We start from the raw sequence: 13314 nt of genomic DNA, 5'->3' as shown, positions 1-13314 counted from the left end.
CTTTATTTTACTTCGATTACAACTGGAGCTTCATTATCTTCCTTCCAGTCTTTCAGCCATTTATACCATTCCTTTTCATTCTTAAAGCCAAAATTCTCATTAGCACTAGTATAAGCTAACTTATAACTTATCTTGTTGTCTGACGGTTTAACCACATAAGTCAAATCATTAACATTGGCTTGTTTTTCACTTTCGAGATACTTCATAGGTACATAAATACCTAGACCTACTGTTTCTAACTTATGAATACCATCATCCTTACCGGTTGGCCAATCCATACCATAGCAACCTCTAAGTCCCGCTTTATCTGAAAATTCTGTAGAATTCTTAACGTTAATAAGACCTGTAGAAAAGCGATAATTCGAAACATCCTTATCAAAGAATACATCACAGTCAAAATCTCGATGCCCTGCATATATGGTATAACGAATTATGGCTGTCACAGGTTTCAATCCTGGAGCAGGTGTCCATCCCTTATCCTCAACCTCTACAATAGCACGCAGAGGACCTTCAGAGATAACACGTTGAGTACGATACTTCACCTGATCCAACATTAGACTCTTAGAGCCATCCCAACCACGAAGGGCACCCAATCCATAAGTATTACCAACCCAAAGTACATCGTCACCAGAACCAGCCTTTAACTGTTCTTCAGAAGGATAAAATTGTGTATCATAAACCACTAATCCTTTACGTGTCTTACCATATATATCCATAGTCTGACGATGATCAAAGTAAACCCGAAGTGCAATTAATTCACTCTCAAAACATAGGCCATGAGAATGTACATAGTGATAAGGATCTACTGTTCGCTGATCAAAAGTGATACTACGTAAATAAATATCTTGCTTATTTTTCGCTAATTTCTTGTTTCTACTTGGCAAACATAGCTCTGCAAATGTACGCTCAGGATATTGATTTTGTGTACCCTCCTGAAATAACTTTATCTGGTAAGTTTTGGCCTCTTTTTTATCTAAGTTCACGAGGAAGCAAAGTTCATCATTGGTCATATCAACGTTGATATCATCCAACTGAGATGGAATCTCCTTTCCATCGACAGTTACTACCGCTTTCTGAACATCACCATATTTAGCCAAACTTAAGACTACAGGAACATCTTTACGTTCTTTTTTAGTAGGATTTGATACCTTTACCGTTAATGATTGCTGCCCCATTACCTGCATTGAAAACGCAGACAAAAAAGCCAAACTTAAAATTTGATTTTTCATTGAATTATTAGTTTTTGTAGATTTCTGAATATTTTTTTCTGCCTAAAACATAGTACTGCCACAGTATAGAAAAATCAGATTGACCATCAATCTGTTTTACTACCCTTGATTTCTGAATAACGTCTCGATCCTTGTCAAAATCATGACGCCATTTACGAAATGCTAGACGAGCCTTAATGATAGCCTTGAAATCCTTAAAATTACCTTTTAGAATTAAAGTTTCAAACGCTGCAAGGTAATCCAAGAACAAACGCATAAACATAACTTTACGCAAATCGCTTTGAGGAACATTCTTATAAAGCATTGTAAGATTGTTTCGAAAATTTAAAAACGTCTTCATTGGATTACTCTTGGGCAAAGTTCCTCCACCTACATGATAAACATAACTCTCGGGCTCACAATAAATTTTTTTACCCAAAAGACGCAATCGCCAACATAAGTCAATTTCCTCATTATGCGCAAAAAAACGTCCATCAAATCCGCCAACTTGCCAGTAATCAGATGAACGAACCATAAGGCAAGCACCTGTAGCCCAAAAAATTTCTTGTCGATAATCGTATTGTCCCTGATCTTTCTCAACAGTATCAAATATACGACCTCGACAATATGGGTAACCATATTTATCTATAAGTCCACCACTAGCCCCAGCATATTCGAATGCATCTTTATCATACTCCGCAAGCAGCTTAGGCTGACAAGCTGCAACTTCTGGATGTGCATCCATCAATTCTATCAATGGTTCCAACCAATGATGAGTGACTTCTACATCGCTATTTAGCAAAACATAATAATCTGCCTCAATCTCTTGAAGACAACGATTATATCCTTCTGCGAAGCCATAGTTCTTCTCCAATCGTAAAGTGTTTACCATCGGATAATGGGCTGTAATAAACTCTATTGATTCATCTGTCGAAGCATTATCAGCTACCCAAATATCCGCATCCATTCTAGAATAATCTATTACTGTTGGCAAATACTGTGCTAGCATTTTCAGCCCATTCCAATTTAAAATAACTATGGCTACTTTACTTTTCATATTATTATGCTAAAATTTCAGCTTTCAAAGCCGTTTTATCATGATTAAAATCACCTAATCGAACCTTAATCAATTGGTTATCAAAATCTTCTTTAGCTAAGGCTGGTGATAATTCAACTCGAATATAATTTTTGGTAAAACCATGCATAGCTTTTCCGACTGCAGATTTTTCAAATAATACCTCAGCCTCAGTACCTATATAATTAGAATAAAAATCTTGTGTTTTCTTATCACTTAAAGCAAGCAATTCCTTAACACGACGTTTCTTCTCCTTATCATCTACGACATAAGGAATAGAAAGCGCACTAGTACCAGGTCGTTCACTATATGGAAAAACATGTAATTGCGTTACAGGTAAACTTTCTAAAAAACGATAACATTCTTCAAAATATTCAGGTTTTTCCCCTCTACAACCTACCATTACATCCACACCTATAAATGCATCAGGCATAAACTTTTTAATAAGCTTTATTTTATGAGCAAACAAAGCACTATCATAACGACGATGCATAAGCTTCAAGACCTCATCACTACCACTCTGCAATGGAATATGAAAATGCGGCATAAAAGCCCTACTTGTAGAGCAATACTCTATTAATTCATCATCACAAAGGTCTGGTTCGAGACTACTAATACGAAAACGCTGAATTCCTTGTACTTGATCAAGTGCCTTAACCAAATCCAAAAAAGATTCATTCGTTGTTTCACCAAAATCTCCGATATTAACACCCGTCAACACTATTTCCTTTCCACCCTCTTCTGCAGCCTCCTCTGCTTGTTTTACCAATGAAACTATAGAAGGATTCCGCGAGAAACCTCTTGCATAAGGAATAGTACAATAAGTACAGAAATAGTTACAACCATCTTGCACCTTTAAAAAATACCGAGTACGATTACCGCGAGAACAACTTGGTTGGAAAGTTTTAATATCTTTAGTTCTTACACTATGATAACTATGCAAGTGTTCAGTATCCGTCGATTCTGAACGGTTCACCGACATATCAGAAGTCAACTGACCTGTAAAAGCATCATTGAGATATTGGATAAGATTAGCTTTTTCATTGCTTCCCAAAACTAAATCTACACCATCTATTTTACTTACCTTTTCTGACTCTAACTGAGCATAACAACCCGTTACCACTACGAAAGAGCCTGGATTCTCTCGTACCATACGATGGATTTGTTGGCGACATTTATGGTCTGCCATTTCTGTCACAGAACATGTATTAATAATACAAATATCCGCTTTCTCTCCTTTTTTTGCAGCATGAACTCCCATATCTTGAAGCATCTTTCCAAAAGTAGATGTTTCTGAAAAATTGAGTTTACAACCTAATGTATAATACGCTGCAGATTTACCCTGAAATGCACTAGTATCTATCATAAATGCAAAAATACAACAAATGAAGAATATAACCAAAGAAAAAAAACAAAAAAAGCCGCTGAAGACAATGTCTCCAGCGGTGTCTCAAATTTTCTGTTCGTGAGTAAAATTACTCAGCAGCAGCTGAATCAGTTGCAGCTGAATCAACAGCTACAGAATCAGCAGCTGAATCAACAGCTACAGTGTCAGAATCAGCACCTGCTGCAGGAGCCTGCTTACCATCGTTACAAGATGCAAAAGAGATAGCTGCGATAGCTACGAACATTAAAACTAATTTCTTCATTTTCTTTGCTTTTTTAAATCTGTAAAACAATCATTTGTTTATTAAAACGTTGCAAAGATAAGTATTTTTTAAATACCACGTACATTTTTTATAGACTTTTTTTAGGTGTTACCTGTAACTTTTTTATAACTTCTTAATTATCAACAACTTACCTACTCTAAACAAATGTTAAAACATATTTTCCATTTTGTGTACCTTCACAAAACGATTTATGGGAGGAACTTTAGAAATAAGTTCCTCCCATAATTTATCTAATGCTTGGGATTATTTTAATACTCACCCCATGCCTTAATATCTATATCATCAAGACTAATAGTACAGAATGCATTAATGAATGCACTTGCCAATCGGCTATTAGTAATCAAAGGCACATTCAAGTCGATAGCAGCACGACGAATCTTATATCCATTCGATAACTCACGAGAAGTTAAGTCTCTTGGTATATTTACGACCATATCTATTTCACGATTACGAAGCATATCAAGTGCTTGAGGTTTATTATCCTCATCTGATGGCCAATATACTAATGTATTCTCGATATTATTCTCGAAAAGATATTTGCTGGTACCTGGAGTAGCATACAATTTATAACCATGTTCTACTAAAACTTTAGCAGCATCAAGCATTTCAGCCTTCTGCTTAGCACCACCAGTAGACAACAAAATATTTTGCTTTGGTATACGCTGTCCTACACTCAACATACTCTTCAAAAGAGCAGTATTAGAATCATCGCCTAAACAACCTACTTCACCAGTTGAATTCATATCTACACCCAACACTGGGTCAGCTTTCTGCAAACGGTTGAAAGAGAATTGACTTGCCTTTATACCTACATAATCCAAATCAAAGAGATTCTTACTTGGCTTTTCTACAGGAAGACCTAACATAACTTTAGTAGCAAGTTCTATGAAGTTAATCTTCAGCACCTTACTTACAAATGGGAAAGATCGAGAAGCACGAAGATTACATTCAATAACCAAAATATCGTTATCACGAGCCATAAACTGGATATTGAAAGGACCACTAATATGCAATTCTTTGGCAATCTGTCTACTTACTCGTTTTATACGACGAACTGTTTCAACATAAATCTTCTGTGGAGGGAACTGGATTGTAGCATCACCTGAATGAACACCAGCAAACTCGATGTGCTCACTAATTGCATATGCCAAGATTTCACCATTCTTAGCTACAGCGTCCATCTCTATTTCCTTAGCATGCTCAATGAACTTACTAACCACAACAGGATGATCTTCACTAACATTAGCAGCCAATTGCAAGAAACGCTTCAACTCATCTTCATTAGAGCAAACGTTCATCGCTGCACCAGAAAGAACATAAGAAGGTCTTACCAATACAGGGAAACCTACTCGCTTAACAAATACGTCAATATCATCCATACTTGTCAATGCACTCCACTCTGGCTGATTAATATTATTCCTTGTCAACATAGCGGAGAACTTCGCACGGTCCTCTGCATTGTCTATATCTTTGGCAGCTGTACCCAAAATAGTAACATGCTGCTCATCAAGATACATAGCCAAATTATTAGGAATCTGACCACCAGTACTAACGATCACACCATGAGGAGCTTCAAAATCTATAACATCCATGACACGCTCAAAAGTCAATTCGTCGAAATAGAGACGGTCACACATATCATAATCTGTACTTACGGTCTCAGGATTATAGTTAATCATTACAGAACGATAACCTTCCTTGCGAATTGTATTCAAAGCCTGAACACCACACCAGTCAAATTCAACAGAACTACCAATACGATAAGCACCACTACCTAGAACGATAATAGACTTCTTATCATTTTCATAATTGATATCACTCTTTACACCGGCATAAGTAACATACAGATAATTAGTCTGAGCTGGATATTCCGCTGCTAGCGTATCTATCTGCTTTACTACAGGAAGAATACCATAGGTCTTACGAAGATTTCTAACAACCAACTGGGCCTTATGCATATTATGAATTTCCTGTTCCAAGCCAACAGCACGTGCTATCTGAAAATCTGTAAAACCATATACCTTAGCTTGACGAAGCAAATCCTTATCCAAGACATTGATAGAAGTACACTTTTTGAGTTGCTGATCAATATCGATGATATGCTTCAACTTTTCTAGGAACCACTTATCAATCTTGGTTAAATCGTGAATCTGATCGACAGTATATCCCTTTTGCATAGCCTTAGAAATAACAAAGACACGCTTATCTGTTGGATCTTGAAGAGCAGCATCAATATCTTCAATTTCAAGCTCTTTATTTTCTACGAAGCCATGCATACCCTGACCGATCATACGAAGTCCCTTCTGAATAGCCTCCTCAAATGAGCGACCTATGGCCATTACCTCACCCACAGACTTCATAGAAGAGCCCAACTCACGATCTACACCACGGAACTTAGAAAGGTCCCAACGAGGTATTTTACATACGACATAGTCTAAAGCTGGTTCAAAAAAAGCAGATGTAGTTTTGGTTACAGAGTTCTTTAGTTCAAACAATCCGTAGCCCATACCCAATTTAGCTGCAACAAAAGCCAAAGGATAACCTGTCGCTTTTGAAGCCAAAGCTGAAGAACGACTCAAACGAGCATTAACTTCTATTACACGATAATCTTCACTATTTGGATCGAATGCATACTGTACGTTACACTCACCAACTATACCTATATGGCGAACTATCTTGATTGAAAGTGCACGTAATTTATGATATTCACTATTAGTCAAAGTTTGGGATGGAGCAATAACAATACTTTCACCTGTATGAATACCAAGCGGGTCAAAGTTTTCCATATTACATACGGTAATACAGTTGTCATATCGGTCACGTACCACTTCATACTCTATTTCTTTCCAACCCTTCAAGCTCTTTTCTACAAGTACCTGTGGTGAAAAAGAGAAAGCCTTCTCTACAAGGATATTTAATTCCTCTTCATTATCTGCAAAACCAGAACCTAAGCCACCCAAAGCATAAGCAGCACGGATAATAACAGGATAACCTACTTCCTTTGCAGCTTTTCTTGCTTGCTCAATATTTTCACAAGCCTCACTTTTAATGGTCTTAACATTGATTTCATCAAGTTGTTCTACAAAAAGTTCGCGGTCTTCCGTGTTCATAATAGCTTGTACAGGAGTACCAAGCACCTTAACATTATATTTTTTCAGAACACCACTCTGCTCTAATTCAACACCACAGTTCAAAGCTGTTTGCCCACCAAAAGAGAGCAAAATTCCATCTGGTTTTTCTTTCTGAATAACACGTTCTACAAAATATGGCTGAACAGGCAAGAAATAAATCTGATCAGCAACACCTTCAGAGGTTTGGACAGTAGCAATATTTGGGTTAATCAATACAGTTTCAACCCCTTCCTCACGTAAAGCTTTGAGTGCCTGAGAACCAGAGTAATCAAACTCTCCTGCCTCACCAATTTTGAGCGCACCAGAACCTAAGAGGAGAACCTTTTTAATATTTTCGTCTTTCATTTAATGATTTTCTTACGATAAACTTTTAAAAAATTCACTAACACATTACCAAGGGATTACTTTCCCAACTCGTCCACAAACTTGTCAAACATAAATTCTGTATCAATCGGACCAGCACAAGCTTCTGGATGGAACTGACTACTAAACCAAGGATTTGTCTTATGTCGAACACCCTCATTAGAGCCATCATTCATGTTAACAAATAATTCTTCCCAATCAGCACCAAGAGTCTTTGCATCTACAGCATAACCATGGTTTTGCGTCGTAATATAACAATTATTTGTACCAACAAGACGAACAGGCTGATTATGACTACGATGGCCATATTTCAACTTATAGATGGTTGCGCCACCAGCTTTTGCCAATAATTGATTACCCATACAAATACCACAGATAGGTTTGCGACTAGCACTCATCTGCTTACGAATGATTTCGACCGCATCATTACACATATCAGGATCACCAGGTCCATTAGCCAAGAATAAGCCATCAAAATCCATATCAGTATAGTCATAATTCCAAGGAACACGAATTACTTCTACACCTCTATTAATAAGACAACGTATAATATTAGCCTTTACACCACAATCTACAAGAACTACCTTTTTACCGGCACCTTCATTGTATCTTATGATTTCTTTGCAACTCACCTGATCTACAAAATTTACACCTTCATACTGTGCATCTGGGATATTATCAGGATCATCATCAAAAATAATCTTACCCATCATCACACCATGCTCACGAAGCACCTTTGTCAGCTCACGTGTATCAATACCAGTAATACCTGGAACATGCTCACGTTTCAACCATTCGCTAAGACTCTCTGCTGCATTCCAATGACTATAGTTCTGACTATAATCACTAACAATAAGAGCTGAAGCGTAAATTTTGTCACTCTCCATAAATGTAGGAAGACCATTTTTCTCAAAAGAGAACTCTGGTACTCCATAATTACCTACCAATGGGAATGTAAGTGTCATCAACTGGCCAGCATATGAAGGATCCGTCAAACTCTCAGGATAACCCATCATTGCGGTGTTAAATACAACCTCTCCGGCAACAGGAGCATCATAACCAAAGCTCTTGCCGTGGAATTTTGTACCGTCTGATAAGACTAAAGTTACGTTTTTCATTTATCTCGTTTAAATTCTAAATTTTATTCGTTTTGGTAGACTTTCTCAACGTAGTTGACAAAAGCTAAATTGCAATTTTTAGTACCTCCAGGAGTTGGGTATTTACCCGTAAAGTACCAATCTCCCTTATGATTTGGTATCGCAGAATGAAGTCCTTCTATACTCTGAAATACTAATTCTATAGGGGTTGTTACGCCATCAGGTCTAAGCATTTCAACAATCTTCTCATTAATCTGCTCTATTGTAAATGGTTTATAGATACCACGGACAGCATTTTGCATCTCTTCCTTTGGCTTTTTAAGCTCATTTTGACAATCATGATAAACATTTTCAATTACATACTGCATATGATTATCTTTTAATAATTCAATAGCAGCACGGAATACACAAAATTCTTCCAAATGAGGCATATCTATACCATAATAGTCAGGATATCTTATTTGAGGTGCAGAACTTACCATTATCATTTTCTTTGGATGTAAACGATCCAAAATACGTAGAATACTTTCTTTTAAAGTCGTACCACGGACAATACTGTCATCAATAATAACTAAGTTATCAGTATATGGTTCTATTGAGCCATAAGATACATCATATACATGACTAGCCAAATCGTTTCTTGATTCACCTTCAGAAATGAAAGTACGTAACTTAATATCTTTCCATGCCACTTTCTCCGAACGAACAAATTCTCCAAGAATCTGCTCTAATTCTTGATGCGTTGGCTGATGATCAAGTGATTCTATAGCTTCTAGCTTCTTCCTGTTCAAATACTCTTTAAAACCGTCGAGCATACCATAGTAAGCAACTTCCGCCGTATTAGGTATATATGAGAATACAGTATGCTTAGTATCATAATTCACAGCTTTCAGAATTGGCTCAGTAAGTTGTTCTCCCAACTTCTTACGCTCTTTATAAATATCTGTATCAGAACCTCGACTAAAATATATTCGTTCAAAAGAACAAGCCTGCTTTTCTTTAGGCTCTAATATTTTCTGAATAGAGCATTCTCCCTTTTTATTGACCATCAAAGAAGTACCAGGCTCCAATTCCAAAATTTCATCACATTCCAAGTCAAAGGTTGTCTGCAGCACAGGACGCTCACTTGCCAAAACAATAATCTCATCATTCTTGTAATAGAAAGCCGGGCGAATACCCCATGGATCACGCATAGCAAACATCTCACCAGAACCAGTAAGACCACATACTACATATCCTCCATCAAAATCTTTCATCGTTGTTTTGAGGACATTGCTCATATCTACATGATCTTCGATATAACTAGTAATTGCTGTCTTTTCTAAGCCCTTACTTTTGGCATCAACAAAATTTCGCTCAACTTCTCGGTCTAGCCTATGCCCCATCAATTCTAACAATATATATGTATCACTATAAATACGAGGACACTGACCCTGTTCTGTAAGCTGATCGAAAATTTCATCAACATTGGTCATATTGAAATTTCCACAAAAACAAAGATTTTTTGCACGCCAATTATTTCTTCTCAAGAAAGGATGAGTATATTGAATACCGCTTTTTCCAGTAGTAGAATATCTAAGATGCCCCATAAAAACTTCTCCTGCAAAAGGAAGATTTTCCTTTGCAAAAGAAGCATCTGCCAACTGCTCTGGAGTTACATCTTTATAGTTATCCTTGAGATTACCAAAAATTTCAGTAATCGCATTACTACCCATAGCCCTTTCACGGAACATATATTCCTTACCTGGTTCTGAGTTTAATTTAACGCATGCCATACCAGCACCTTCTTGACCACGGTTATGCTGTTTCTCCATCATCAGATAGAGCTTATTCAGACCGTACATCCAAGTGCCATATTTTTGTTGATAATACTCAAGAGGCTTAAGTAGTCTTATCAAAGCTACGCCACAATCTTCATGTAATGGTTCCACTTCTAAAATTCCTATTTTATTAATATAATCTTGTTCTATTACGTATATATACAGACGGAGCCTGCTACTCTACGGTAACAGACTTCGCTAAATTTCTTGGTTGATCCACATTCTTACCTTTACAAACTGCTACGTGATAAGCCAACAACTGCAGAGGGATAGTAGCAATTAATGGCTCTAAGCATTCCAAAGTTTCTGGTAATTCTATAACCTCATCTGCAATTTTGGATATAGTATCATCGCCCTTTGTAACCAATGCTATAACTCTGCCTTTTCTTGCCTTAACTTCTTGAATGTTAGAGAGTATTTTCTCATACATCTCATTATGAGTTGCAATAACAACACAGGGCATATCTGAATCTATCAAGGCAATAGGACCATGCTTCATCTCTGCGGCTGGATAGCCCTCAGCATGAATATAGCTGATTTCCTTTAACTTTAATGCCCCCTCAAGAGCAACAGGATAACTAAAACCACGTCCTAAATAGAGAAAGTTGCGAGCATAGGTGAATGTCTGACTCAATTCTGCAATTCTATCATTTTCCTGAAGAACTTCTCTGATCTTATCAGGTATTTCACATAAACCTTTTATTATACATTTATAATCTTCATCACAGATAGTATTCTTTTCACGAGCTATACAAAGTGCCAACAATGTCAACACCGTAACCTGTCCTGTGAATGCTTTTGTTGATGCTACTCCTATTTCTGGACCTACATGTATATAGGTACCTGTATCCGTAGCCCTAGGAATACTAGAACCTATGGCATTACATACACCATAAATAAAAGCTCCTTTTTCTTTTGCCAACTTTACAGCCGCAAGAGTATCAGCAGTTTCCCCACTTTGCGATATTGCAATAACAACATCGTCGGAAGTCACAACTGGATTACGATATCTAAATTCTGATGCATATTCTACTTCTACAGGTATACGACAATAGGTTTCTATCATCTGTTTACCTATCAAAGCAGCGTGCCAACTTGTACCACAAGCAACTATAATTATTCGTTTGGCACTAAGCAACTGTTTTTTATAATCGATTATAGCACTTAACGTAACTTGTTGCTTATCTAGGCTAATTCGTCCACGCAAACAGTTAGTAAGGCATTCTGGCTGTTCAAATATTTCTTTTAACATAAAGTGAGGGAAACCACCTTTTTCGATTTGCCCTAACGCTATATCTACTGTTTTTACCTCGGGATTTAAATCTACATTGTGAATATCAACAACCTTTAAAGGCTCTCCCAAACGTAAAACCGCAATATTACCATCCTCCAAATATACAACTTGATCCGTAAATTCTACTATAGGACTAGCATCAGAACCTAAAAAGAATTCTTGATTATCCTTTCCTATGCCTACAACAAGAGGAGACTGTTTACGTGCTGCTATAATTTGATGGGGATTATTCTTGTCTAGAATAGCAATTGCATAAGCACCAATAACTTGCTTCAAAGCAACTTGAACGGCAGAAAGAAGATCCAGATTCTTTTTTATCTCAATAAACTCTATCAATTGTATTAAGACTTCAGTATCAGTTTCTGAACGAAATTCAACCCCCTCAGCTATAAGATTTTTCTTAATCTCAGCATAATTCTCTATAATTCCATTATGAATTATAGCTAATTTTTTTGATTCTGAATAATGAGGATGTGCATTCGTTGAAGAAGGTTCTCCATGAGTAGCCCATCTTGTATGAGCTATACCAACTTTACCTGTTATATCCTTATCGCTGCAAAAATTTTCTAAATCATCAACTTTTCCTTTTGTCTTATAGACATTAAGATCGTCATTTGAATTAATCAATGCTACACCAGCCGAATCATAGCCTCGATATTCTAAGCGTTTCAGACCCTTTATAAGAACAGGATAGGCTTCACGATTTCCTAAATATCCAACGATTCCGCACATATACTCTATTTTATCTAAATATATTAACTAATAATGAAGATAACGAAGTCACAATTCCTACTACCGAAAACCAGATAGATGTTGTACTTCCTATACTAGAACTTCTTGCCTTCACCTTATTCGGTTCAACATATAAAATATCATTTTGCTGAAGATAAAAATAAGGAGAATTAATCAAATTTGCATCATTTAAATTCAAACGATGAATACTCTTCTCACCATTAACATCTTCTCGAATAAGCATTATATTATTTCGCTTACCATATATTGTAAGATCACCCGCAGAAGCGATAGCTTCAATAACACTCATCTTCTCTGTTGTAACAGGTATTACACCGGGCCGACTTACCTCACCGATTAGAGTTACACGATAGCTGGCCATTCTGACTGTAACAATCGGTTTTTCTGAAGATGCCAAATATGGAGCAACTTTTATTTTAATCAAATCCTCACATTGGGTCTTAGTAAGACCTGCTACATGAATTCTACCAACAACAGGAAAATTAATATTTCCATTATTATCCACCAGATAAGCTTGCAAAAAGCCACTACCACCCGATTCACCAAGTTGGCCACTTGTACCAACAGTATTAGAAACAGAAAGATTAAATGGAGCTGATGCAAGTGGATCTGAAGTTATTACCGTAATAGTCAACTGATCCTTAGGCATAATTTTTGCATCATAAAGCATCTTTGATGCGGCAAGACTAATTTCGTCGGCATTTTGAAAATAAGCTACTTGTCTACTCATTGAACAACTGTTCAAAAAAAGCAGCAAAGTGAACATAGCCACGAAGAAACTTACCTGTTTTTTCATACCTCAAAGATAAATCATTATAATCTCTGCAAAAGTACTGCTATTTTTTTAAAAAAACAAATCTTTTTATTGAAAATATTCTTCTATATACGATAAATGAAAGCAAA

9 protein-coding genes are annotated in these 13314 nt (G+C 36.7%); all 9 read right to left on the bottom strand.

Annotated features, from left to right (window positions below; translation table 11 throughout):
* Nucleotides 1-2: 2 nt before the first annotated feature.
* The 9 genes from L6469_RS02185 to L6469_RS02145 all read right to left on the bottom strand — a co-directional run bounded on the left by L6469_RS02185 (nucleotide 3) and on the right by L6469_RS02145 (nucleotide 13207).
* Nucleotides 3-1229 carry a DUF4861 domain-containing protein gene (locus L6469_RS02185; RefSeq protein ID WP_006282360.1) on the bottom strand — a complete coding sequence of 409 codons (1227 nt, stop codon included), beginning with the start codon at nucleotides 1227-1229 and terminating at the stop codon, nucleotides 3-5.
* 7 nt (nucleotides 1230-1236) lie between these two features.
* The gene (locus L6469_RS02180) at nucleotides 1237-2265 is read right to left on the bottom strand and encodes a glycosyltransferase family 2 protein (RefSeq protein ID WP_006282361.1); all 1029 of its coding nucleotides are present in this window, start codon (nucleotides 2263-2265) and stop codon (nucleotides 1237-1239) included.
* Nucleotides 2266-2269: 4 nt separating this feature from the next.
* On the bottom strand, nucleotides 2270-3649 hold the full coding sequence (gene mtaB, locus L6469_RS02175) for a tRNA (N(6)-L-threonylcarbamoyladenosine(37)-C(2))-methylthiotransferase MtaB (RefSeq protein WP_006282362.1): 1380 nt from the start codon (nucleotides 3647-3649) through the stop codon (nucleotides 2270-2272).
* Between the two features lie 109 nt (nucleotides 3650-3758).
* A complete protein-coding gene (locus L6469_RS02170; protein WP_006282363.1) occupies nucleotides 3759-3932 on the bottom strand; it encodes a hypothetical protein in 174 nt (57 codons plus the stop codon).
* 269 nt (nucleotides 3933-4201) lie between these two features.
* A complete protein-coding gene (carB, locus tag L6469_RS02165; RefSeq protein WP_074802986.1) occupies nucleotides 4202-7429 on the bottom strand; it encodes a carbamoyl-phosphate synthase (glutamine-hydrolyzing) large subunit in 3228 nt (1075 codons plus the stop codon).
* A gap of 56 nt (nucleotides 7430-7485) precedes the next feature.
* Nucleotides 7486-8565, bottom strand: a complete 1080-nt coding sequence (gene carA, locus L6469_RS02160) for a glutamine-hydrolyzing carbamoyl-phosphate synthase small subunit (protein ID WP_006282365.1) — start codon at nucleotides 8563-8565, stop codon at nucleotides 7486-7488.
* Between the two features lie 23 nt (nucleotides 8566-8588).
* Nucleotides 8589-10475: an amidophosphoribosyltransferase gene (locus L6469_RS02155; protein WP_006282366.1), complete on the bottom strand. Its 1887-nt coding sequence runs from the start codon at nucleotides 10473-10475 to the stop codon at nucleotides 8589-8591.
* A gap of 64 nt (nucleotides 10476-10539) precedes the next feature.
* On the bottom strand, nucleotides 10540-12390 hold the full coding sequence (gene glmS, locus L6469_RS02150; protein ID WP_027453456.1) for a glutamine--fructose-6-phosphate transaminase (isomerizing): 1851 nt from the start codon (nucleotides 12388-12390) through the stop codon (nucleotides 10540-10542).
* Between the two features lie 10 nt (nucleotides 12391-12400).
* Nucleotides 12401-13207 carry a polysaccharide biosynthesis/export family protein gene (locus L6469_RS02145; RefSeq protein WP_027453455.1) on the bottom strand — a complete coding sequence of 269 codons (807 nt, stop codon included), beginning with the start codon at nucleotides 13205-13207 and terminating at the stop codon, nucleotides 12401-12403.
* Nucleotides 13208-13314 lie beyond the last annotated feature (107 nt).

The organism is Segatella baroniae B14, from assembly GCF_022024235.1.
GTDB lineage: Bacteria > Bacteroidota > Bacteroidia > Bacteroidales > Bacteroidaceae > Prevotella > Prevotella bryantii.
This window is presented reverse-complemented; position numbering and strand designations above follow the sequence as displayed.

Excerpts from the sequence above, each read along its gene's own strand:
- L6469_RS02185 (WP_006282360.1), bottom strand. The coding sequence starts at position 1,229 with ATGAAAAATCAAATTTTAAGTTTGGCTTTTTTGTCTGCGTTTTCAATG.
- mtaB (WP_006282362.1), bottom strand. The coding sequence starts at position 3,649 with ATGATAGATACTAGTGCATTTCAGGGTAAATCTGCAGCGTATTATACA.
- L6469_RS02180 (WP_006282361.1), bottom strand. The coding sequence starts at position 2,265 with ATGAAAAGTAAAGTAGCCATAGTTATTTTAAATTGGAATGGGCTGAAA.
- carB (WP_074802986.1), bottom strand. The coding sequence starts at position 7,429 with ATGAAAGACGAAAATATTAAAAAGGTTCTCCTCTTAGGTTCTGGTGCG.
- L6469_RS02145 (WP_027453455.1), bottom strand. The coding sequence starts at position 13,207 with ATGAAAAAACAGGTAAGTTTCTTCGTGGCTATGTTCACTTTGCTGCTT.
- glmS (WP_027453456.1), bottom strand. The coding sequence starts at position 12,390 with ATGTGCGGAATCGTTGGATATTTAGGAAATCGTGAAGCCTATCCTGTT.
- carA (WP_006282365.1), bottom strand. The coding sequence starts at position 8,565 with ATGAAAAACGTAACTTTAGTCTTATCAGACGGTACAAAATTCCACGGC.
- L6469_RS02170 (WP_006282363.1), bottom strand. The coding sequence starts at position 3,932 with ATGAAGAAATTAGTTTTAATGTTCGTAGCTATCGCAGCTATCTCTTTT.